The following is a 21,202-nucleotide window of genomic DNA, read 5'->3' as shown; positions in this document are numbered from 1 at the left end:
CCTATCATTGCGATGGGCGTTCGCCTACGCCAGTCGGCCCCCGGAGGGTCGATGGTGGCGGTCGTCACGGCCCGCCGAGCCGCAGGTGAGAGGCACCGGACGCACGAGTGTCGCCGGTCGAGCAACGGATGGACGAGGTGATGGGGTGACGGCGTTCTTCGCCTGGTGGGACAGTGTGGAGGAGTGGCTGACCGGCCTGTCCTTCGTCCCCCAGCTGCTCGTGACCGTCGCCGTGGTGATTCCCCTGGCGATCCTGATCGCCTTTGTGCTCAGCATCGTGGTCGATGCCGCAGCCGCGCTGTTCGACAGACGCCGATTCGCCGACGACGATGGGACCGGATTGTGAAGATACTGCGCTCGCCGGTCACGCTGGCGCTGCTCGCCCTGCTGATCCTCGTCGTCATCGCGTGGCTCCTGACGGCCTGACCTGACCGTACCCAGCCCGGCCTGACCGTTCCCAGCCCTACGGCCGGCCGCGGTCGAGCAGGACGGGCCGTCGTGGGTCGTGAGTTCGCGTCGCATGCGACATCGTTTCGGCCACGCGACCTCGATCGAGGTCGCACGGCCGAAACGAGATCGCATGCGACCCCATTTGGGCGAGTCACGGGGTGTGGGGCACCGATCCTTCAGCGACCGGTAGGCACCGTGATTCGGGTGGCGGAGAGCCGGTAGAGCGAACAGATCGCATCCACCACATCCGGATGTGTACCGAGCGGCCCGGCCACGAGGGTCTCGTCGACAAGGGCATCGAGTGCCCGCTCGACCCGCTCGGTGAGCAACCCCGCCGACAGGAAGTACGGACTCAGCGCGATCCTTCGGGCGCCTCCGGAATGCAGGCGGCGCACCGCGGAGTGCAGCGCGCGATCACCCGGGCCGAGTTTGGTCGCGAAGACCACCTCGACGGGCCGGTGCAGTCGCGTCGACAACTCGATCGCCCGCAGGCGGACGGAGCGGTCCGCCTCGGGGTCGGACGAGCCGACCGCCGACAGGATCACTCCGTCGCCTTCGCCGAGACCGGCCTCGAGCAGCCGGTCGGCCAGGGCACCGGTCAGCGACCGCGTACCCATGACACCGGTCCGGCGCGCGGACGGGTGGTTCGCGTCGATGATCCCGGGGAGATCGACCTTGTGGTGGAAGCCCGCCGACAGCAGCATCGGTACGACGACCGGCTCGCCCTGGCCGTCCGCGGCGGCGTGCAGCCCACTGAGTACGTCACCGACGAGCGGTTCGTCGAGATCGAGGTAGGACAGGACCACCTCGACGCCGGGAAGCTGCGCCGCCACGGCATCTCGCACCCGGCGCGCGGTCGCGCCGAAACGCGGATCGCGACTGCCGTGTGCGGCGAGGACGAGGGTCGAGCTCACACCAGCTCTTTGAGGTGCAGCGGTTCGAGTGCATCGCCGACGAGTCCGGCCGCCAACGTGTTCCCGCCCTGCGGGTCGATCAGCAGGAAGCTGCCCGACTCGCGGTTCACCTGATAGTCGTCGGCCGGGATCGGCTCGGCGGTCTGCACCGAGATCCGCACGATCTGGTTGAGCTCCACCGACTCCGGAGCCTCGACCAGCGCGAGGTTCTGCTCGTCGAACTGGGCGTCGAGCGCGCCGACGATCGCCTGCGTGGTCTTGGTACCGTGCTTGAGCAGCAGACGTGCTCCGGCGCGTAGCGGCTTCTCGGCCAACCAGCAGACGGTCGCGGTGAACTGCTGCAGCGGTTCCGGGGCGTCGCCCGCCGAGGCGATCAGGTCGCCGCGCGAGATGTCGACGTCGTCGGCCAGCAGGATGGTGACGCTGCGGCCGGTGTGCGCGCTCGCGAGTTGTCCGTCGGCGGTGTCGATCTGGCTGACCGTGGTCCGTTGGCCCGACGGCAGGACGACGACCTCGTCGCCGACCGACACGCGTCCGGCCGCGATCTGACCCGCGTACCCGCGGTAGTCCGGGTACTCCGAGGTCCGGGGCCGGATGACGTACTGCACCGGGAACCGCAGACCCACCCGATGGCGCTCGACGAGGTTCGGCACGGTCTCGAGATGCTCGATGAGGGTGGGCCCGTCGTAGAACGGGGTTGTCTCCGACCGGGTCGCGACGTTGTCGCCATTGAGCGCCGACACCGGGATCGCGGTGACCTGGTCGTCGGACCAGCCCAATGAACGTGTGAGGTCGGCGAACTCGGCGGAGATGGCGGCGAAGACCGAAGCCTGGTCGTCGACCAGATCGATCTTGTTGACGGCGAGCACGAGTTGCGGGACGCCGAGCAGCGCCATCACCGCGGCATGCCTGCGGGTCTGCGAGACCACACCGTTGCGAGCGTCGACGAGCAGGATCACGAGCTGAGCGGTCGAGGCGCCGGAGACGGTGTTGCGCGTGTACTGCACGTGACCGGGCGTGTCCGCGAGGACGAAGGACCGTGCGGGCGTGGCGAAGTAGCGGTACGCCACGTCGATGGTGATGCCCTGTTCGCGTTCGGCGCGCAGTCCGTCGACGAGCAGCGAGAGGTCGGGGGTGTCGAGACCTCGGTCGACCGAGGCCTTGGTCACGGCGTCGATCTGGTCGGCGAGCACTGACTTCGTGTCGTACAGCAGGCGTCCGACCAGAGTCGACTTACCGTCGTCGACGCTGCCGGCCGTGGCGATGCGGAGGAGATCGGGGGAGTGCTTCATGTCAGAAATATCCTTCGCGCTTACGGTCTTCCATGGCGGCCTCGGAGACCCGGTCGTCGCCACGGGTGGCGCCTCGCTCGGTGAGTCGCGACGCGGCGACCTCGGCCAGCACGGCCTCGTTGTCGGCGGCGTCGGAGAGCACCGCACCGGTCGACGAACCATCGCCGACGGTCCGATACCGCACCGAAAGACGCTTCAGCTCCTCACCGTCGCGGGGTCCGCCCCACACGCCCGGGGTCATCCACATGCCGTCACGCTCGAAGACGTCACGTTCGTGCGCGTAGTAGATCGAGGGCAGCAGCACCTGCTCGCGGGCGATGTAGCGCCAGATGTCGAGTTCGGTCCAGTTCGACAGCGGGAAGACGCGTACGTGCTCACCCGGCGCGTGGCGGCCGTTGTAGAGGTTCCACAACTCGGGGCGCTGACGCTTCGGGTCCCACTGACCGAAGGCGTTGCGCAGCGAGAAGATCCGCTCCTTGGCCCGCGAGCGCTCCTCGTCCCGGCGCCCGCCGCCGAAGACCGCGTCGAAGCGGTTCTCGGTGATGGCATCGAGCAACGGGATGGTCTGGAGGGGATTGCGGACCCCGTCGGGGCGTTCGGTGAGGCGGCCGTCGGCGAGGTAGTCCTCGACCTTGGCGACATGCAGCCGCAGGTTGTGACGCTCGACGACCTGATCGCGGAACTCGAGCACCTCGGTCAGATTGTGCCCGGTGTCCACGTGCAGCAGCGAGAAGGGCAGCGGCGCAGGCCAGAACGCCTTCAGCGCGACATGCAGCAGGACGGTGGAGTCCTTGCCCCCCGAGAAGAGGATCACCGGGCGCTCGAACTCGCCGGCCACCTCACGGAAGATGTGGATCGCCTCGGACTCCAACGCGTCGAGCGTGGTGAAGTCGTCGGCGTCGGTGAGTGCCGGGGTCGGCTGTCCCGGCTCGGTGACGGCGGTCTCGGTGACGGTCATGCGTGCAGCCCACATTCTGTCTTGGCGCGGCCGGCCCAGCGGCCGCTGCGCGGATCGGATCCGGGTTCGGGTTTGGCGGTGCACGGAGCGCACCCGATGGAGGGATAGCCCTCGTCGACAAGCGGATTCACCAGCACTCCGTTGGAGTCGATGTAGTCCTGCATGGTCTCGTCGGACCAGGCTGCGATCGGATTGATCTTGACCAGCCCGAAGCCCTCGTCGAAGGAGATGAGCGGGGCGTTGGCCCGCGTCGGTGCCTCCACGCGACGGATGCCGGTGATCCACGCGTCGTACCCGGCGAGGCCGGCCTTGAGAGGCACGACCTTCCGCAGGCGGCAGCACTCGCCCGGGTCCCGCGCGAACAGATTGCGCCCCAACAGTTCGTCCTGCTCGGCGACGCTGTGCTCAGGAGTCAGGTTCACCATGTCCACGCCGTACACCTGCTCGACGGCGTCCCGCGTGCCGATGGTCTCGGCGAAGTGGTAGCCGGTGTCGAGGAACAACACCTTGACCGGGTCGCCGTCGAGGAGATCGCGGTCGATGTTCTTCACGGCCAGGTCGACCAGGGCCGCGTCCTGCATGTTCGACGCGACGACGAAGTTGGTGCCGAAAGTCTGCGCGGTCCAGCGGATGAGTTCCTCAGGGGTGGCGTCGGAACCGAGATCGGCGGCACCCTTCTGCGCGATGTCGCGCAGCTGGTCCTCGCTGAACCGTCGCCCTGCGCGGGCAGTCGTCTCGATGGTCATCGCAGTGCCTCCTCGTCGGCACGAACGGCCCACTGCGCGAACCGTTCACCTTCTTCGCGCTGGTCCACGAAGTTGCGGACGACGCGCTCGATGTAGTCACCCAGTTCGGTGCCGAGCACCTTGTGCTGGCGCAGCTTGCGACCGAAACCGGAGTCGAGGCCCAGGCTCCCGCCGAGGTGGACCTGGAACCCGTCGGTCTGATTACCGTCGGCGTCCTCGACGAGCTGCCCCTTGAAGCCGATGTCGGCGATCTGCGACCGTCCGCAAGAGTTGGGGCAACCGTTGATGTTCACCGTGATCGGCACGTCGAGCTGCGAGTTGATGTCCTCGAGCCGCTCATCGAGCTCCGGTGCGAGCACCTGCGAACGCTTGCGGGTCTCGGTGAAGGAGAGCTTGCAGAACTCGATTCCGCTGCAGGCCAGCAGGTTTCGGCGCCACCGGGTGGGGCGGCCGTGCAGGCCGAGCGGCTTGAGCTCGTCGATCAGCCAGTCGACCTTGTCGTCGGGGACGTCGAGGACGATGAGCTTCTGGTACGGGGTGAAGCGGACGCGATCGGAACCGGCCGCGGCGACGGCCTCCGCGGCCTTGGTCAGGATCGTGCCCGAGACGCGTCCGGCGATGGGGGAGAAGCCGATCGCGTTGAGTCCGTTGCGCAGCTTCTGCACACCGATGTGGTCGATCGGGCGTTCCGGCTGCTCCGGGGCGGGGCCGTCGATCAGCTTGCGGCCCAGGTACTCGTCCTCGAGCACCTGGCGGAACTTCTCGATGCCCCAGTCCTTGATGAGGAACTTCAGACGAGCCTTCGCACGCAACCGTCGGTACCCGTAGTCACGGAAGATCGAGACCACGGCCTCCCACACGTCGGGCACCTCGTCGAGGGGGACCCACGCCCCGACGCGCTGGGCGAGCATCGGATTGGTGGACAGTCCGCCGCCGACCCAGAGGTCGAGGCCGGGACCGTGCTCGGGATGGACGACGCCGACGAAGGCGACGTCGTTGATCTCGTGCACCACGTCCTGCTGACCCGAGATCGCGGTCTTGAACTTGCGCGGCAGGTTCGAGTACTTCGGGTCGCCGATGTAGCGGCGGACGATCTCGTCGATGGCCGGGGTGGGGTCGAGGACCTCGTCGAGGGATTCACCGGCGAGCGGCGAGCCCAGCACGACGCGCGGGCAGTCGCCGCAGGCCTCGGTGGTCTTGAGTCCGACACCTTCGAGTCGCTCCCAGATCGTCGGGACGTCCTCGATCCGGATCCAGTGGTACTGGACGTTCTCGCGGTCGGAGAGGTCCGCGGTGTCGCGGGCGAACTCGGTGGAGATCTCACCGAGGGTGCGCAGCTGCTCGACATTGAGCGCGCCACCGTCGCAGCGCACGCGCATCATGAAGTGGCTGTCTTCGAGGATGTCGATGTTCTCGTCGCCGGTCCAGGTGCCGTCGTAGCCCTCGGCGCGCTGGGTGTACAGACCCCACCAGCGCATCCGTCCGCGCAGATCCTGCTTGTCGATCGAGTCGAAGCCCTGCTTCGAGTAGATGTTCTCGATGCGGGCGCGCACGTTGAGCGGGTTGTCGTCCTTTTTGACCTGCTCGTTGGGATTCAGTGGTTCTCGGTAACCGAGCTTCCACTGGCCCTCGGCGCGACGCTTGGCCGGACGGGCCTTGCGGGCCGGACGAGCTGGCTTCTCGGCGGGCGCCTCGCGGGCGGCGGAGGCATCGGGCTCTGCACCCGCGCCGGACACGGCGGGGGCGTCGGTGGTGGACGTCATGAACTCTCCTGTGCCGGCACACAGGGCCGGCGTTCGTTGCACGAATTACGGGCTGAAACGTGCCGGCATCCCCGCAGAACGGGGGACAAATCGGGGCCGAGACGTCGCTAGATGCGACAGAAAGCGCTGTTGACGCGCTTGAGATCAATGTGGCGGCGCGCTGCGAGCCACACCCCGGGGAAAATCACGAGGTCCATAGTGCCACGCTGCCCATCGACTCGTCTACTTGGGGTTATTTTCCATCACGATGATGGAAACCGGGCGGGACGATCCCTGCCTGTGGCCGACAACGCATGCTGGGACGCCGCTGTTCCCGGATCGGCGAACTCGTGCGCCGGCGAACGGCTCGAGCCGACCGATTTGCGCGGCTCGGCATGATGGGAGGGTGACCGTCGACCTCCGCACGCCCGAATCCGAGCTGATCGCCGGCGCGTGCGCGAGCGCCGACCCCGCCGTACCGCTCGGCCTCTACCTGCACGTGCCGTTCTGCGCGACGCGCTGCGGATACTGCGACTTCAACACCTACACCGCGGGTGAGCTCGGATCGTCGTCCTCGCCGGAGTCATGGCAGCAGGCCGTCGCCACCGAGCTCGAGGTGGCAGCCCGCATGCTGGCACCGGTTCGGCCGGTCTCGACGGTCTTCGTCGGGGGCGGGACGCCGTCGCTCCTCGGCGGTGAAGGACTGCGTCGGCTGCTGGACTCGGTGCGCGCACACTTCGACCTCACCCCGGATGCCGAGGTCACGACCGAATCGAACCCGGAGTCGACCTCGCCGGAGTTCTTCGCCGAATTGCGTGAGGCAGGGTTCACGCGCATCTCGCTGGGCATGCAGTCGGCTGCCGCGCATGTGCTCAGACTGCTCGATCGCACCCACACCCCGGGACGGGCGGTCGCGGCCGCCCGCGAAGCGCGCGCCGCGGGATTCGACCACGTCAACCTCGATCTGATCTACGGAACCCCGGGCGAGACCGACGCCGATCTCCACGCGACGATCGACGCCGTACTCGAGGCCGGGGTCGACCACGTGTCGGCCTATGCGCTGATCGTGGAGGATGGCACGGCCCTGGCACGACGCATCCGGCGTGGTGAGATGCCCGCACCCGACGATGACGTGCTCGCCGACCGCTATCAGATCCTCGACTCCCGGCTACGCGCCGGCGGTCTCGACTGGTACGAGGTGTCCAACTGGGCGGCGGGAGGCGATTCGGTGTGTCGCCACAACATCGCGTACTGGCACAGCCACGACTGGTGGGGGATCGGTCCGGGTGCGCACTCCCATGTCGGTGGTGTCCGCTGGCTGAACGCCAAACATCCTGCGCGCTATGCGAAGTCGCTGGCCGACGGTGAGCTGCCGATAGCGTCGTCGGAAGAGCTCACCGACTCCGACCGTCACCTCGAGACAGTCATGCTCACCACGCGTTGCCGCAGCGGCCTGCCGCGCGCGGTCCTCGACGCCCCGGAGCGGGCGAATGCCGAGAAGCTCTGCGCCGACGGACTTCTCACCTCGACGGGGGATGCGTACGTCTTGACCGACGCCGGCCGGTTGCTCGCCGACGGCGTCATCCGGCGCGTGCTCTGGGACTGACCGCCGGTCGCCGGGCGCGGGTCACCAGCCGTGATCGGGACGAGCGGGGCTGGTCCACCCGGTCGACCGCGCGCCGCGGCGATGCGCTCCGCCGGCGTCGGGTGCCGTCGGCGGGCGCCGCGCCGGGATCTCCGCGGTGTCCTCGAGCTGTTCGTCGAGGGGCGCGGCCGTCTGCGACAGATCGAGTGCGTCGAGGTCGAGGGTGCGAGCGTGGATGATGTGGCGGTTACGCAACGCCGACCGGACCGCCCGATGCAGCCCGTCCTCCAGATACAGGTCTCCCTCCCAGCGCACGACGTGCGCGAAGAGGTCGCCGTAGAAGGTCGAGTCCTCGCTGAGCAGCTTGTCCAGGGCCAGGACCTTGGTGATGGGGATCAGCTGGTCGAGGCGCAATTGTCGCGGTGGGATCTTCGCCCAGCCGCGCGTCGACAACCCGTGGTCGGGGTAGGGCTTGCCCTCCCGCACCCCCTTGAAGATCATGAGAACTCCTCCGACGCCCGTGCTCGACGCCCGGCTCGGCGCCGCGCGTCGATCCGCGCAGCGGACGTCAACCGCGTGTGCGCACCGGTTTCGTACTATGGAACGCACCCAACTGTATGGCAGTGATCCGAGTCAGGAGGTGTACCGCGTGTCAACCACCGATGATCGCCGCTTCGAGATCCTCCGTGCGATCGTGACCGACTACGTCGACACGCAGGAGCCCATCGGGTCCAAGGCGCTGGTCGAACGGCATCAGCTCGGTGTCTCCAGTGCCACGGTCCGCAACGACATGGCGGTGCTGGAGGCCGAGGGATACATCACCCAGCCCCACACGAGCTCGGGGCGCGTGCCCACCGACAAGGGTTACCGGATGTTCGTCGACCGGATCAGCGAGATCAAGCCGCTGTCGTCGGCCGAACGCCGCGCGATCCTCTCGGTCCTCGACTCCGGCGTCGACCTCGACGACGTGTTGCGCCGCTCGGTGAAACTGCTCGCCCAGCTCACCCGGCAGGTCGCGGTCATCCAGTACCCGGTGCTGTCGGCGGCAACCGTGCGTCATCTGGAGGTCGTCACGCTCTCGCCGTCTCGGCTGCTGCTGGTCGTCATCGTCGACAACGGTCGCGTCGAACAGCGGATGGTGGCCCTCGACGAGGACCACGACGAAGCCGATATCGCCCGATTGCGCGACCTGTTCTCCGCCGCGCTGCACGGCAGGCGACTTGAGGCCGCGTCGGCGGCGGTCGCGGAGCTGGCCAACTCCGCACCCGACGATCTGCGGCGTGCCGTCCTCGCCATCGCGACGGTGTTGGTGGAGACGCTCGTCGAACGCGGGGACGACCGACTGGTGCTGGGCGGCACCTCGAACCTCGCGCGCTCGGCTGCCGACTTCACGCCCGTCGTAGGCGGTATGGACACCGTCCTCGAGGCGCTCGAAGAGCAGGTCGTGGTGCTCAAGATCCTCGCCACGACGCAGGACATGGGGCAGGTCACCGTGCAGATCGGGGAGGAGACCCAGACCGAGAACCTGCGTGGGACCTCGGTCGTGTCGACAGGGTACGGTGCATCGGGAACCGTGTTCGGCGGCGTCGGTGTGCTCGGCCCCACACGGATGGACTATCCGGGAACCATTGCATCGGTCGCAGCCGTTGCCAAATACATCGGTGAGGTGCTCGCCGAACGATGACCGCTGCGCGACGCCCGCGGTTCCCGCAAGGACCCGAGCAGGTCGTCGGCACCGGGGTCGGTTCCCCACAGGCGAACCCCGCGCTCGCGTGAGCACACGCCGCAGGCACCAACTGAGACCGAAGGATCACTACAACCGTGGCACGTGACTACTACGAAATCCTGGGTGTGGCCAAAGGCGCCGGCGACCAGGAGCTCAAGCGCGCCTACCGCAAGAAGGCCCGCGAACTGCACCCCGACGTCAACCCGGGTCGGGAGGACGAGTTCAAAGAGGTGAGCACCGCCTACGAGGTGCTGACCGATCCGGAGAAGCGCCGCATCGTCGACGCCGGCGGCGATCCGCTGGCCGGCGCGGGTGCGGGCGGATTCGGTGGCTTCGGTGGTGGCGGCGGCGGTTTCGGCGACGTCTTCGAGGCGTTCTTCGGCAACGGTGGAGCGTTCGGCGGTGGCGGGGGCGGCTTCGGTTCGGGTCGCGGTCCCAAGTCGCGGGTCCAGCCCGGCGAGCCGGCGCTGGTGACCCTCACCCTCGATCTGGCCGAGTGCGCGAAGGGGGTCAACAAGGAGATCACCGTCGACACCGCGATCCTGTGCGACGTGTGCACGGGGTCGGGTACCAACGGCGACAGCAAGCCTGTCACCTGCGACATCTGCAAGGGCGCCGGCGAAATCCAGTCGGTGCAGCGATCGTTCCTCGGCCAGGTCATGACCGTCCGCGAGTGCCCGACCTGTCACGGCGTCGGCGAGGTCATCCCGGATCCCTGCCACAAATGTGGCGGCGACGGCCGGTATCGCTCGCGTCGCACGATGACCGTCCGCATCCCCGCGGGAATCGAGAACGGGATGCGTGTGCGCCTCACTGGTCAGGGTGAGGTCGGCCTGGGCGGCGGCCCGGCCGGTGACCTGTACGTCGAGGTCAGCGAACGTCCCCACGAGGTCTTCCTGCGTGACAAGGACGACCTTCACTGCACCGTGAAGGTGCCGATGGCCGACGCGGCACTCGGCGCCGACTTCGAGGTCGAGACCATCCTCGGCGACCCGGTGAGCGTGACCATCGCCCCGGGCACCCAGCCGGGGCAGGTCGTGAAACTGCGCGGACAGGGCATGCCACACGTCAGCTCCGGGGTTCGCGGCACGATGCACGTTCATCTCGACGTCGTCGTCCCCACCCGGCTCGACGCCGCGCAGACGGATGCGCTGAAAAAGTTCCGCAAGGTCGCCGCCGACGAGATCGAGGTGGTCAACACCACCGCAGCGGCCGCGCCCGGCGGGTTGTTCTCCCGGTTGCGCAACGCCTTCGCCGGAAAGTAGGAGCCCGTTGTCCCGGGCCGTCTCGGTCATGCCGACGGGCGAGCGATGAGTCCGCCGCTGTTCTGGGCGGATTCCGTCCCGGCGCCCGGTGCCGACCTCGTCCTGACCGGTCCTGAAGGGCGGCACGCCGTCACGGTGGCCCGGCTGGGAGTGGGCGAACGCATCCTCGTCGGCGATGGTGCCGGATCGGTGGCCGGATGCGAGATCCGCGAGATCAAGGGCAAGGACACCCTCGTGGCATCGGTACACGACCTGGAGTTCGAGGCGCGCGCCACACCGTCGGTGACGCTGGTTCAGGCACTGCCCAAATCGGAGCGCTCCGAACTCGCGGTCGACCTCGCGACCGAGGCCGGGGTCGACGCCATCGTGCCCTGGCAGGCTGCCCGGTGCGTCGCCCGCTGGACCGGCAAGTCCGACAAGGGCGTCGCGAAGTGGCGGGCCGCGGCGTCGGCGGCCGCGAAGCAGAGTCGCCGGCCGTGGATCCCCGAGGTCACCGACCTGGCGACCACCATCGACGTCCGTGCTCGCTGCGCCGAGGTGGTCGCGGCCGGGGGTGTGGTCGCCGTCCTGCACGAGGAGGCCGCGCAGCCGCTTGCGGACCTACCCCTCGCCGATGCCACCGAGATCCTGCTCGTCGTCGGACCCGAAGGCGGTCTCGACCCCGGTGAGGTCGCCGACCTGACCGCGCTGGGCGCCCGGTCGGTCGTCCTGGGGCCCGAGGTGCTGCGCACGTCGACCGCCGCCGCGGTGGCCCTCGGCGCGATCGGGGTACTGACCCGGCGGTGGGCCCGGTGAGCGGCGTCAGGCGTGCGGCGGTGCGTCGCACCAAGATCGAATACGGTTCGGCGCCATCGCAATTCGGGCACTTGTATCTTCCCGCCGAGCGTCCTGACGTGTCGTCGCCGACGCGGCTCGTGGTGCTGGTGCACGGTGGGTCGTGGTCTGTGGAATTCGGCTCGACCACGCAGACTGCGATCGCGCGGATGCTCGCCGAGCGCGGGGCGGCGGTGTGGAACGTCGAATACCGGCGGGTCGGCGAGGACGGCGGCGGGTGGCCCAACACGGGCCGGGACGTGGTCGACGCGCTCCGCGCCATCGACGGGCCGGTGCGCGATGCGCTGCCCGCGGACGGCATCGATCTGTCGTCGACGGCGGTCGTGGGGCACTCGGCGGGCGGCCAGCTCGCGGTGTGGGCGGTCGGCCACCTCGGGGCGCGCACCGCGACGAGTACCATCACGACCGTGGTCGCCCAGGCCGCGGTGCTCGACACCGTCGGCGCGGCCGAGCGGGAGTCGGTGCAGGCCTACATGGGCCGGCCGTATCGTGAGTCGCCGCGCCGGTACCGCGAGGCCTCGCCGATGCTGGCGCCGGTGTTCGACGCTCACGTCGTGGCGATACACGGCGACGCCGACGATCTGATCCCGCTCGAGGTCAGCCGACGCTATGTGGACGACGCCGCGCGACGAGGCCAGTCCGCCGAACTCATCGTCGTACCGGGGGAGGGACACGACGCCTTCGTCGACCCCCGGAGCGCGTGTACCCGGCAGACCGTTCGGGTGCTCGGGGTCTGAGGGAAATATTGCCTGCTGATCGGCCGTTGCACCGCGATACACTGGCGGCACCCTTGCATGTCCGCCGACGGTGAGAAGGCGCTCGTGCAGAACACCGGACATCCAGAACACCAGGAGTGATTTCATACGTGAGTGACGACAACCCCGACCAGAGCGGGCAATCCAGCCGAATGCAACAACCGCAGCGGCCTGGGGTCACATCCACTGTCGAAGTCTCTCCCGGTGTCGTATTCGGGCTGCTCGGCGCCAGTGACGTCAACCTGCGCACGCTCGAACAACTGCTGCCCGCCGACATCCACGTTCGCGGCAATCAGGTCACGCTGACCGGTGAGCCCGCTGATGTCGCCGCCTCCGAGCGAGTCATCGCCGAACTGGTCGACCTCGTCGGCCGCGGCACCCCCCTGACACCGGACCTGGTGCGGCACAGTGTCTCGATGCTGTCCGACGGCACCGCCGAGTCGCCAGCGGACGTGCTGTCGCTGGACATCCTGTCGCGACGCGGCAAGACCATCCGGCCCAAGACGCTGAACCAGAAGCACTACGTCGACGCCATCGACACCCACACCATCGTCTTCGGCCTGGGGCCCGCCGGTACCGGCAAGACCTATCTGGCGATGGCCAAGGCCGTTCAGGCGTTGCACTCCAAGTCGGTGAACCGCATCATCCTGACGCGCCCTGCTGTCGAGGCAGGCGAACGCCTCGGCTTCCTCCCGGGGACGCTGAGCGAGAAGATCGACCCGTATCTGCGTCCGCTGTATGACGCCCTGCACGACATGATGGACCCCGAGGCGATCCCGAAGCTGATGGCTGCCGGGGTCATCGAGGTTGCTCCGCTCGCCTACATGCGCGGGCGGACGCTCAACGACGCGTTCATCATCCTCGACGAGGCGCAGAACACCACGAGCGAACAGATGAAGATGTTCCTCACCCGCCTCGGTTTCGGGTCCAAGGTCGTCGTCACCGGTGACGTGACCCAGGTGGACCTACCCGGCGGCGCCCGCAGCGGTCTGCTCGCCGCGTCGGAGATCCTCGAGGGGATCGAGGACATCCACTTCGCCCGGCTGACGAGTCAGGACGTGGTCCGTCACCGTCTCGTCGCCGACATCGTCGACGCCTACGGACGAGCCGAGGAGTCACGTCGCGGCCTGTCCGACGCCGCGATCGGCGGCAACCGGGCATCGCGGCGCGCGGCGGCCCAGGGGCGTCGTTCATGAGCATCGAGCTCGCCAACGAGTCCGGTGTCGACGTCCCCGCGGAACTGATCATCGACGCCGCGCGCTACGCCGTGAACGCGATGGACGTCAATCCGGCTGCGCTGCTGTCGGTCCTGTGCGTCGACGAGGACACGATGGCGGACATGCACGTCCAGTGGATGGACCTGCCCGGACCGACCGACGTGATGAGCTTCCCGATGGACGAGCTGGTCCCGGGCGGCCGCCCCGATGCGGCCGAGCCGGGGCCGGCGATCCTCGGCGACATCGTGCTCTGCCCGGATTTCGCGCGCAAGCAGGCTCGCGAGGCCCGGCGGTCCTTCGACCACGAGCTCGCGATGCTGACGATCCACGGAGTTCTGCACCTCCTCGGTTTCGACCACGCCGAGCCCGAGGAAGAACGCGAGATGTTCGGCCTGCAGAACAAGATCCTCGACGAGTTCTACGCCGAGCGTCATCGGCGGGCGCAGGAGCAGCGGCAGACCGATCGCGACTCGCGACTGCTGTCGAACATCGGATTCACCGGTGTTCCGGGCGACGCACCCGACCCGGAGACCGCACCGCGGTCCGAGGAGGACTGAGGACGTGCCCTCCGACTACTGGTTCATCGTGGCCGCAGTCGTATTGATCGGGGTGGGTGGCATCTTCGCGGCCGTCGACACCGCGGTGTCCACCGTCTCCAACGCCCGTGTCGACGACATGGTCCGGGACGGGCGCGCGGGTGCCCGCCGACTGGCGCGCATCCTCGAGGCGCGCGCGACCTACGTAGGTCTCGTGGTGCTGCTCCGTGTGGTGTGCGAGACCGCCGCCGTCGCGCTGGTGGCGGTCGCCGCGACCCAACTGATCGGCGTCGGCGGCGGACTGGCGGTGGCCATCGCCGCCATGGCCGTCGTCTCCTACGTCGCCGTGGGCGTCGGCCCGCGCACCCTGGGCCGTCAACACGCGTACACGATCGCGCTCGCGTCGTCGTACCTGTTGTTCGCGCTGGGTGTCCTGCTCAAGCCGCTGACGCGTCTGCTGATCCTGATCGGTAACGCCCTCACCCCGGGTCGCGGGTTCCGCAACGGTCCGTTCGCCACCGAGATCGAGCTGCGCGAGGTCGTCGACCTCGCCGAGGCCTCGGGCGTCGTCGCCGCCGACGAGCGACGCATGATCCAGTCGGTGTTCGACCTCGGCGACACCAGCGCCCGCGAGGTGATGGTCCCGCGTCCGGAGATGGTGTGGATCGAGGCCGACAAGACCGCTCTGCAGGCCACGAGTCTGGCCACCCGGTCGGGTCACTCACGCATCCCCGTCATCGGTGAGAACACCGACGATGTCCTGGGCATCGTGTATCTCAAGGACCTCGTGGCCCGCACGGTCGCCCAGCGCATCGATCCCACCACTCTTCGCGTCGTCGACGTGATGCGCGACGCCGAGTTCATCCCCGACTCCAAGCCGCTCGACCGGGTCCTCGCCGACATGCAGCGCGAGCGGAACCACATGGCGATGCTCGTCGACGAGTACGGCGGTATCGCCGGACTGGTGACCATCGAAGACGTTCTCGAAGAGATCGTCGGCGAGATCACCGACGAGTACGACACCGACGAGCTCGCGCCGGTCGAGGATCTCGGTGACGGGTCCTACCGGGTGTCGGCACGGCTGCCGGTGGAGGACCTCGGCGAGCTGTTCGACGTCGAGATCTCCGAGGAGGAGGTCGAGACGGTCGGCGGGCTCGTCGGCCTGGAACTCGGCCGAGTGCCGCTGCCCGGCGCCCGCGTCGAATCCCACGGACTGCAGCTGGTGGCCGAGGGCGGACCCAATCGACAAGGGCGCCAACGCATCATCACGGTGCTCGTCACACGGGTCCCCGGCGCGGAGGAGGATTCGCGGCGCGATGAGCATCGTGGGCACTCGAGCCGGTCGCAGGCACGTTCCGAGCGCTCCTCCGGACGCGATGACGACGACGAGCGCCGAGCCGAACGGGGCACCGACCGATCGGAGGACGAACGCCGGGCCGACGATCCGGACACCGCTGATCGCCGCAGCACAGACGATTCGAGAGCAAGGATGAACCAGTGACCGAGACCCTCCCCGACGAGGATCGCAAGCTCGTGGTGCTCGCGCGGGGTGCGCTGGCCCGTGCGGAGGCGCCTTCGGGGGCCGCGGTTCGGGACGGTGACGGCCGCACCTACGCGGGCGCCGACGTCCGCACCGCGACGCTGACCCTCACCGGCCTGCAGGTCGCGGTCGCCACGGCGATCTCCAGCGGGGCGACCGCTTTCGAGGCGGCGGTCATCGTCAACGGTGAGGCCGACGACCCGGGTCTGGCCACCCTGCACGAACTGAGCCCCGATGCCTACGCCGTCCTCACCGACACCGCGGGTGCGGCGCAGCAGCGAATCGGGCGCGCGGATGCCTGAGTTCCGTTCGGGTTTCGTCTGTTTCGTCGGCCGGCCGAACACCGGCAAGTCCACTCTCACCAACGCGTTGGTGGGGGAGAAGATCGCGATCACGTCGAATCGCCCGCAGACCACACGCCACACCATCCGCGGCATCGTCAACCGGCCTGACGCCCAGCTGATCCTCGTCGACACTCCGGGTCTGCACCGTCCGCGCACCCTGCTCGGCCGGCGCCTCAACGACCTCGTCCGCGACACCTACTCCGAGGTCGACGTCATCGGCGTGTGCATCCCGGCCGATGAGGCGATCGGTCCGGGTGACCGCTGGATCATCTCGCAGGTGCGTGAGATGGCGCCGCGCACGACCATCGTCGGCGTCGTCACCAAGATCGACCGGGTGAGCGCCGAGCAGGTCGCCAAACAGCTGCTGGCGCTGTCGGAGCTCCTCGGGCCGCAGTCCGAGGTGGTGCCGGTGTCGGCGAAGTCGGGTAAGCAGCTCGACGTGTTGAGTGACGTCCTGGTCGGACTCATGGAGGAGGGTCCTGCGTTCTATCCCGACGGTGAGCTCACCGACGAACCCGAACAGGTCCTCATGGCCGAATTCATCCGGGAGGCCGCGCTCGAAGGCGTCCACGACGAGCTGCCGCACTCGCTGGCCGTCGTGATCGAGGAGGTCATCGACCGTGAGGATCGCGACCCTGAATTGCCGCCGATGGTCGATGTCCACGCGATCTTGTTCGTCGAGCGCGACAGCCAGAAGGGCATCATCATCGGACGCAAGGGCGCGCGCCTGAAAGAGGTGGGTACAGTTGCCCGCGCACAGATCGAGCGGCTGCTGGGGACCAAGGTGTACCTGGATCTGCACGTGAAGGTCGCCAAGGACTGGCAACGCGACCCCAAGCAGCTGCGTCGATTGGGTTTCTAGCAGCGTGACCTGCCGGCACATCGCCGGGTGGGATCGGCCTGCGGGGAGGAACGTCCATGGGAACGCACGAATCGCCGGACCGGCCGGAGGAAGAACTCGGGCACGGTGCGCACGAGGCCCCCGAGACCGACCAACGGACCGGACGCACCATCGCGAGCGTGCTCTCGTCGCCCCGGTTCTGGCTGGCGCCCCTCGCTCTCGTGGCCGTGTTGTTCTCTCTGATGGCCGCGTTGTACATGGCTGCCGTCGTCGACCCGCAGCGCCATCTGCACGACTTCCCGGTCGCGTTGGTGCAGGAGGATGCCGGCGGCGAGGTGGAGAACGCGCAGGGCGAGACGACCAAGCAGAACTTCGGGGAGCAGGTCGCCGAGGGCATCATCTCCTCGGCCGCGGAGAACGGCATCGTCGTGACCCGCACCGACCGGTCGACGGCGCTCTCCGAACTCAACAGCGGCAAGGTGTACGGCGTCATCGTCGTCGGGTCGAACTTCACGAATCGGGCTGTCGCACTCGGCCGTTCGACGGTCCTCACCGCCGAACCGACGAAGCCGGCCATCGACATCTTCATCAACCGGGGCTCGGGCGCGTTCGCGTCGTCGATCACCACCACCCTGGCCGATCAGGTGCGTACTCGCGTCAACGACCAGGTCGGGGCACAGCTGACCGAACAGGTCCGCACCCAGCTCGATCGCAACGACATCACCTTCACCGGCGCGGCACAGCTCGCTCTCGCCACCCCCGTGGCGGTCGAGGTGTCCGAGCCGACCCCGCTGCCCAACGGTGCGGGCAACGGACTGTCGGCGTTCTACCTGACGCTGCTGCTCGTGCTCGCCGGCTTCACCGGGGCGATGATGGTCAGCATCGTCGTCGACGGCATGCTCGGCCAGACGCCGATCGAGTACGGGCCGTTCTACCAACTGCGTGAGCGGCTCGCGATCAGCCGGTGGGCCACGCTCGCGGCGAAGTGGACCATCATGTTCCTGGTCTCGGTGGTGCTCTCGACCCTCTTCATCGCTGTCGGCGCGATGGTGGGGACATCGATTCCGAACGGGTTCGTGCTCTGGATGCTGTCGGTGCTCGGCATCTTCGCCGTCGGTGTGAGTGCCAGCGCGATGATGGCGGTGTTCGGCAACGCCGGACTGCTGTTCAACCTGCTCTTCTTCGTGGTGTTCGGTCTGCCGTCGTCGGGTGGGACGCTTCCGCTGGAGGCGAGTCCGCGCTTCTTCGAGTGGATCGCGGCGATCGAACCGATGCACGTGATCTATCTCGGCGTGCGTGCGGTCCTGTACTTCGACGCCGATCTGTCGGCGGGCCTCGGACGGTCGATCATCCAGTGCTTCATCGGTTTGCTGGTCGGCGTGCTCTTCGGTCTGCTCGGTACCAAGTACTACGACCGGAAGGGCTGGCATCGGTATCCGGGTGGGATGACGCTGCCGCCGAAGCTCGACAAGATCGTCAACGCCGGCTGAGACTGAGACTGTCTCCGTGCTCCGAATGGCCGCCGGGCATGTCGGGGTGGGCCATGTCGGTGTGCGGTGGGAGAATGCGTCGGTGAGGTTCTACCGGGATGAGGCCGTCGTGCTGCGCCAGCACAAGCTGGGCGAAGCCGACCGCATCATCACCCTGCTGACCGCCGAGCACGGTCTCGTGCGTGCGGTCGCCAAAGGTGTGCGCCGAACCCGGTCGAAGTTCGGCGCCCGGCTCGAACCCTTCGCCCACATCGATGTGCACCTGTACCCGGGGCGCAGCCTGGACGTGGTCACCCAGGTACAGAGCCTGCACGCCTTCGCCGACGCCATCGTCGCCGATTACGGGCGTTACACCACGGCCTGCGCAGTCCTCGAGACCGCAGAGCGTCTGGCGGGCGAAGAGCGCGCTCCCACCCGGCAGTTGCACCGGCTCACGGTGGGGGCCTTGGAGGCTCTGGCCGATGATCGGCGACCGCGCGAACTGATCCTCGATGCCTATCTGCTGCGCGCCATGTACAGCGCGGGGTGGATGCCCGCACTGGAGGAGTGCGCACGATGCGCGACACCGGGGCCGCATCGCGCGTTCCACGTCGCCGCGGGTGGCGCGGTGTGCCTGCCCTGTCGCCCGCCGGGTTCGGCGACACCCTCACCCGGTGTGCTCGACCTGATGGACGCGTTGTTCCGCGGTCAGTGGGATCACGTGATCGACTCGACGCCGTCGCTGCGCCGTCAGGCCAGCGGCCTCACCGCCGCGCACCTGCAGTGGCATCTCGAACGGCAGCTCCGAACCCTGCCGCTGATCGAGCGCACCGCGCCTCATAGGCTGATGGACACAGGTGTGGACGTGGGTGTGAGGAGAGTCGACGATGGCGCTGCGGCCGGGTAGTTCCGCGAAAGGGCGGAAGTCCGCGAGCCCGCGTGGCGACGTTCGGCCGCCCGACCCGCACCCGAGCGGCGCGCGTCCACCGGCCATACCCGCCCAATTCGTACCGAAGCACGTGGCGCTGGTGATGGACGGCAACGGTCGCTGGGCCACCGACCGCGGACTCCCGCGCACCGAAGGTCACAAGCGCGGGGAAGCCGTCCTCATGGACACCGTCTGTGGCTGCATCGAATTGGGTGTGGGCTGGTTGTCGGCCTATGCCTTCTCCACCGAGAACTGGTCCCGCAGCCCCGACGAGGTGCGCTTCCTGATGGGCTTCAACCGGGACGTGATCCGTCGTCGACGCGACGAGATGCACGAGATGGGAGTCCGCGTGCGCTGGGCCGGCCGCCGACCCCGATTGTGGCGCAGTGTGATCCGTGAACTCGAGATCGCCGAGGAGATGACCCGGGACAACACGGTGATGACGCTGACGATGTGCGTCAACTACGGTGGCCGCGCCGAGATCGCCGACGCCGCACGTGAGATCGCCCGCCGGGCGGCACGCGGCGAGATCGATCCCGAACGCATCACCGAATCGACGTTCGCGCGCTACCTGGACGAGCCGGACATGCCCGACGTCGACCTGTTCCTGCGCCCGTCGGGGGAGCAGCGGATCTCGAACTTCTTGCTGTGGCAGTCGGCGTACGCCGAGATGGTCTACCAGGAGAAGCTGTTTCCCGACTTCGACCGCCGCGACCTGTGGGACGCGTGCCTCGAATATGCCTCGCGCGACCGCCGTTTCGGCGGGGTGAAGCCGTCGTGACCGAGGCCGCCGCGCTCCTGGACCGGACCGCGGAGATCGTCGCCGAGCTCGGACCGGTCGACCGTCCCGATGCCGATTCCGTGGTCGTCCAGGTCGGTCCGACACGCGCCTCGATCCGCGTGCTCACCCTGGCCGACGGACTCGACGTCTTGGCCTTGACGCAGATGGTCGCGATGGACCTGCCCAACACCCCGACACTCCGCGACGATGTCGAGGCGTGTGCCGCGCAGCTCAGCTTCGGCAGCCTCCGACGCTCCGATCGAGCCGGTGTCACCACAGATGTGTTGCAGTACTACACGTTTCCGGCCGGACAGCTCGACGACGTGCCGCTGCTGACGGTCTTGCACATCGTGCTCGCCGCCGGTGTCGACGCCGCCGAGCGACTGATGGGGAAGTAGCGCTTGCCTGCGACCCGGTAGCGAAAATGCGCGCGATATGCCATCTCTTGCTACGAAATCGCTCTCGCTCAGTCGTTCTCGGAAACCTGGCATTCGGCGCAGCGTCCGAACACCTCGACGGTGTGGTTGATGTCGGTGAATCCGTGTTGCGCGGCGATCTTCGCGGCCCAGCGTTCGACCGGCTCCGCCTGCACCTCGACCGTTGTGCCGCAGTTGCGACACACGAGGTGATGATGATGGCCGGAGGAGCAATGGCGGTAGCGGGTCTCGCCGGAACCGTCCCACAGCACATCGATCTGTCCGGACTGACTGAGCGCCTGCAGGTTCCGGTACACCGTGGTCAGGCCGATGGACTCGCCCCTGGCCTTGAGTATCTCGTGGAGTTCCTGCGCCGAACAGAAGTCGTCGGTGCCCGCGAGCGCGTCGGCGATCGCCGCGCGCTGACGCGTCGACCGGACGCCGGTGACCGGCTGCGGACCCGAGGCGGCGATGCCGGTCACTCGTTCACCGCCGTCGCGTCGGATGAGACGCGGGAGCCACCCGGCGACGTCTCCATGGCGTGGACCAACGCGTCACCCACGATGTGCGCGACGTGGTCGTCGAGCAGTTCGTAGGTGATCTCGCGACCGTTGCGCTGCCCGCGCACCACACCGGCATCCTTGAGGACACGCAGATGCTGGCTGACGAGCGGCTGACTCAGGCCGAGGTGTCCCACGAGCTCGTGAACACACTGCACCCGTTCGCGCAGGGACAGCACGATGGCGACGCGCGTGGGGGAGGCAAGGGCACGCAGGAGGTCGGCTGCGGCCTCTCGTGCGGCGGCGTCTGCCGCGTCCATCGGCTCGGGTGCGCCCAGTGATTCGGCAGACATGGCGCTCCTC

23 protein-coding genes are annotated in these 21,202 nt (G+C 68.2%); 15 read left to right on the top strand and 8 right to left on the bottom strand.

What is annotated here, in order from left to right:
* The first annotated feature begins 145 nt into the window (after positions 1-145).
* Positions 146-346 (top strand): hypothetical protein, encoded by a 201-nt coding sequence (locus tag ACSUZC_RS15150; RefSeq protein WP_439029339.1) that lies wholly within the window; start codon positions 146-148, stop codon positions 344-346.
* Positions 347-626: 280 nt separating this feature from the next.
* Here the strand turns inward: ACSUZC_RS15150 and ACSUZC_RS15145 are convergent, their stop codons facing one another.
* Genes ACSUZC_RS15145 through ACSUZC_RS15125 form a run of 5 tightly spaced genes read right to left on the bottom strand, consistent with a single transcriptional unit; the run spans position 627 to position 6,123 of the window.
* The gene (locus tag ACSUZC_RS15145; RefSeq protein ID WP_439029338.1) at positions 627-1,364 is read right to left on the bottom strand and encodes a sirohydrochlorin chelatase; all 738 of its coding nucleotides are present in this window, start codon (positions 1,362-1,364) and stop codon (positions 627-629) included.
* Positions 1,361-2,656: a sulfate adenylyltransferase subunit 1 gene (locus ACSUZC_RS15140; protein WP_439029337.1), complete on the bottom strand. Its 1,296-nt coding sequence runs from the start codon at positions 2,654-2,656 to the stop codon at positions 1,361-1,363. Before ACSUZC_RS15140 ends, ACSUZC_RS15145 begins: the two co-directional genes overlap by 4 nt.
* Position 2,657: 1 nt before the next feature.
* Complete coding sequence (cysD, locus tag ACSUZC_RS15135) at positions 2,658-3,629, bottom strand: sulfate adenylyltransferase subunit CysD (RefSeq protein WP_439029336.1); 972 nt, start codon at positions 3,627-3,629, stop codon at positions 2,658-2,660.
* Positions 3,611-4,360 (bottom strand): phosphoadenylyl-sulfate reductase, encoded by a 750-nt coding sequence (locus tag ACSUZC_RS15130; RefSeq protein ID WP_439029335.1) that lies wholly within the window; start codon positions 4,358-4,360, stop codon positions 3,611-3,613. Before ACSUZC_RS15130 ends, cysD begins: the two co-directional genes overlap by 19 nt.
* Complete coding sequence (locus tag ACSUZC_RS15125) at positions 4,357-6,123, bottom strand: nitrite/sulfite reductase (RefSeq protein ID WP_439029334.1); 1,767 nt, start codon at positions 6,121-6,123, stop codon at positions 4,357-4,359. Before ACSUZC_RS15125 ends, ACSUZC_RS15130 begins: the two co-directional genes overlap by 4 nt.
* A 385-nt stretch (positions 6,124-6,508) precedes the next feature.
* Here ACSUZC_RS15125 and hemW point away from each other — a divergent pair, with 385 nt between their 5' ends.
* Positions 6,509-7,708 carry a radical SAM family heme chaperone HemW gene (hemW, locus tag ACSUZC_RS15120; RefSeq protein WP_439029333.1) on the top strand — a complete coding sequence of 400 codons (1,200 nt, stop codon included), beginning with the start codon at positions 6,509-6,511 and terminating at the stop codon, positions 7,706-7,708.
* A gap of 21 nt (positions 7,709-7,729) precedes the next feature.
* On the opposite strand, the gene ACSUZC_RS15115 is transcribed toward hemW, so the two are convergent.
* Positions 7,730-8,188 carry a type II toxin-antitoxin system VapB family antitoxin gene (locus ACSUZC_RS15115; RefSeq protein ID WP_439029332.1) on the bottom strand — a complete coding sequence of 153 codons (459 nt, stop codon included), beginning with the start codon at positions 8,186-8,188 and terminating at the stop codon, positions 7,730-7,732.
* Between the two features lie 148 nt (positions 8,189-8,336).
* Between ACSUZC_RS15115 and hrcA the strand changes: the two genes are divergently transcribed.
* From hrcA to ACSUZC_RS15050, 13 genes are all read left to right on the top strand, one after another.
* Positions 8,337-9,371: a heat-inducible transcriptional repressor HrcA gene (gene hrcA / locus ACSUZC_RS15110; RefSeq protein WP_439029331.1), complete on the top strand. Its 1,035-nt coding sequence runs from the start codon at positions 8,337-8,339 to the stop codon at positions 9,369-9,371.
* Positions 9,372-9,508: 137 nt separating this feature from the next.
* A complete protein-coding gene (dnaJ, locus tag ACSUZC_RS15105; protein WP_439029330.1) occupies positions 9,509-10,678 on the top strand; it encodes a molecular chaperone DnaJ in 1,170 nt (389 codons plus the stop codon).
* Between the two features lie 45 nt (positions 10,679-10,723).
* Complete coding sequence (locus tag ACSUZC_RS15100) at positions 10,724-11,473, top strand: 16S rRNA (uracil(1498)-N(3))-methyltransferase (RefSeq protein WP_439029329.1); 750 nt, start codon at positions 10,724-10,726, stop codon at positions 11,471-11,473.
* The gene (locus ACSUZC_RS15095; RefSeq protein ID WP_439029328.1) at positions 11,470-12,249 is read left to right on the top strand and encodes an alpha/beta hydrolase family protein; all 780 of its coding nucleotides are present in this window, start codon (positions 11,470-11,472) and stop codon (positions 12,247-12,249) included. The genes ACSUZC_RS15100 and ACSUZC_RS15095 overlap by 4 nt, the downstream gene beginning before the upstream one ends.
* Before the next feature lie 128 nt (positions 12,250-12,377).
* Positions 12,378-13,463 carry a PhoH family protein gene (locus ACSUZC_RS15090; protein ID WP_439029327.1) on the top strand — a complete coding sequence of 362 codons (1,086 nt, stop codon included), beginning with the start codon at positions 12,378-12,380 and terminating at the stop codon, positions 13,461-13,463.
* Positions 13,460-14,041, top strand: coding sequence for an rRNA maturation RNase YbeY (gene ybeY, locus ACSUZC_RS15085; protein ID WP_439029326.1), 582 nt, complete (start codon positions 13,460-13,462; stop codon positions 14,039-14,041). Before ACSUZC_RS15090 ends, ybeY begins: the two co-directional genes overlap by 4 nt.
* Positions 14,042-14,045: 4 nt before the next feature.
* The gene (locus ACSUZC_RS15080; protein ID WP_439029325.1) at positions 14,046-15,521 is read left to right on the top strand and encodes a CNNM domain-containing protein; all 1,476 of its coding nucleotides are present in this window, start codon (positions 14,046-14,048) and stop codon (positions 15,519-15,521) included.
* Positions 15,518-15,862 (top strand): cytidine deaminase, encoded by a 345-nt coding sequence (locus ACSUZC_RS15075; RefSeq protein WP_439029324.1) that lies wholly within the window; start codon positions 15,518-15,520, stop codon positions 15,860-15,862. Before ACSUZC_RS15080 ends, ACSUZC_RS15075 begins: the two co-directional genes overlap by 4 nt.
* The gene (era, locus tag ACSUZC_RS15070; protein ID WP_439029323.1) at positions 15,855-16,766 is read left to right on the top strand and encodes a GTPase Era; all 912 of its coding nucleotides are present in this window, start codon (positions 15,855-15,857) and stop codon (positions 16,764-16,766) included. The genes ACSUZC_RS15075 and era overlap by 8 nt, the downstream gene beginning before the upstream one ends.
* A 56-nt stretch (positions 16,767-16,822) precedes the next feature.
* Positions 16,823-18,235 carry a YhgE/Pip domain-containing protein gene (locus ACSUZC_RS15065; RefSeq protein ID WP_439029322.1) on the top strand — a complete coding sequence of 471 codons (1,413 nt, stop codon included), beginning with the start codon at positions 16,823-16,825 and terminating at the stop codon, positions 18,233-18,235.
* A gap of 82 nt (positions 18,236-18,317) precedes the next feature.
* Positions 18,318-19,121 carry a DNA repair protein RecO gene (gene recO / locus ACSUZC_RS15060; RefSeq protein ID WP_439033141.1) on the top strand — a complete coding sequence of 268 codons (804 nt, stop codon included), beginning with the start codon at positions 18,318-18,320 and terminating at the stop codon, positions 19,119-19,121.
* The gene (locus ACSUZC_RS15055; protein ID WP_439029321.1) at positions 19,102-19,923 is read left to right on the top strand and encodes an isoprenyl transferase; all 822 of its coding nucleotides are present in this window, start codon (positions 19,102-19,104) and stop codon (positions 19,921-19,923) included. The genes recO and ACSUZC_RS15055 overlap by 20 nt, the downstream gene beginning before the upstream one ends.
* A complete protein-coding gene (locus tag ACSUZC_RS15050) occupies positions 19,920-20,321 on the top strand; it encodes a hypothetical protein (protein WP_439029320.1) in 402 nt (133 codons plus the stop codon). The genes ACSUZC_RS15055 and ACSUZC_RS15050 overlap by 4 nt, the downstream gene beginning before the upstream one ends.
* A gap of 68 nt (positions 20,322-20,389) precedes the next feature.
* Here ACSUZC_RS15050 and ACSUZC_RS15045 read toward each other — a convergent pair whose 3' ends face one another.
* Together ACSUZC_RS15045 and ACSUZC_RS15040 are read right to left on the bottom strand one after the other, a co-directional pair.
* On the bottom strand, positions 20,390-20,821 hold the full coding sequence (locus ACSUZC_RS15045) for a Fur family transcriptional regulator (protein ID WP_439029319.1): 432 nt from the start codon (positions 20,819-20,821) through the stop codon (positions 20,390-20,392).
* The gene (locus ACSUZC_RS15040) at positions 20,818-21,192 is read right to left on the bottom strand and encodes an ArsR/SmtB family transcription factor (RefSeq protein ID WP_439029318.1); all 375 of its coding nucleotides are present in this window, start codon (positions 21,190-21,192) and stop codon (positions 20,818-20,820) included. Before ACSUZC_RS15040 ends, ACSUZC_RS15045 begins: the two co-directional genes overlap by 4 nt.
* Positions 21,193-21,202: the final 10 nt, after the last annotated feature.

It is taken from the genome of Gordonia terrae (genome assembly GCF_051789125.1).
Classification (GTDB): Bacteria; Actinomycetota; Actinomycetes; order Mycobacteriales; family Mycobacteriaceae; genus Gordonia; species Gordonia terrae_A.
This window is presented reverse-complemented; position numbering and strand designations above follow the sequence as displayed.

Bases quoted from the DNA above. Each gene is read 5' to 3' on its own strand.
- ACSUZC_RS15140 (WP_439029337.1), bottom strand. From the start codon at position 2,656: ATGAAGCACTCCCCCGATCTCCTCCGCATCGCCACGGCCGGCAGCGTC.
- ACSUZC_RS15065 (WP_439029322.1), top strand. From the start codon at position 16,823: ATGGGAACGCACGAATCGCCGGACCGGCCGGAGGAAGAACTCGGGCAC.
- ACSUZC_RS15115 (WP_439029332.1), bottom strand. From the start codon at position 8,188: ATGATCTTCAAGGGGGTGCGGGAGGGCAAGCCCTACCCCGACCACGGG.
- ACSUZC_RS15100 (WP_439029329.1), top strand. From the start codon at position 10,724: ATGAGTCCGCCGCTGTTCTGGGCGGATTCCGTCCCGGCGCCCGGTGCC.
- ybeY (WP_439029326.1), top strand. From the start codon at position 13,460: ATGAGCATCGAGCTCGCCAACGAGTCCGGTGTCGACGTCCCCGCGGAA.
- era (WP_439029323.1), top strand. From the start codon at position 15,855: ATGCCTGAGTTCCGTTCGGGTTTCGTCTGTTTCGTCGGCCGGCCGAAC.
- ACSUZC_RS15130 (WP_439029335.1), bottom strand. From the start codon at position 4,360: ATGACCATCGAGACGACTGCCCGCGCAGGGCGACGGTTCAGCGAGGAC.
- ACSUZC_RS15055 (WP_439029321.1), top strand. From the start codon at position 19,102: ATGGCGCTGCGGCCGGGTAGTTCCGCGAAAGGGCGGAAGTCCGCGAGC.
- cysD (WP_439029336.1), bottom strand. From the start codon at position 3,629: ATGTGGGCTGCACGCATGACCGTCACCGAGACCGCCGTCACCGAGCCG.
- ACSUZC_RS15040 (WP_439029318.1), bottom strand. From the start codon at position 21,192: ATGTCTGCCGAATCACTGGGCGCACCCGAGCCGATGGACGCGGCAGAC.
- ACSUZC_RS15125 (WP_439029334.1), bottom strand. From the start codon at position 6,123: ATGACGTCCACCACCGACGCCCCCGCCGTGTCCGGCGCGGGTGCAGAG.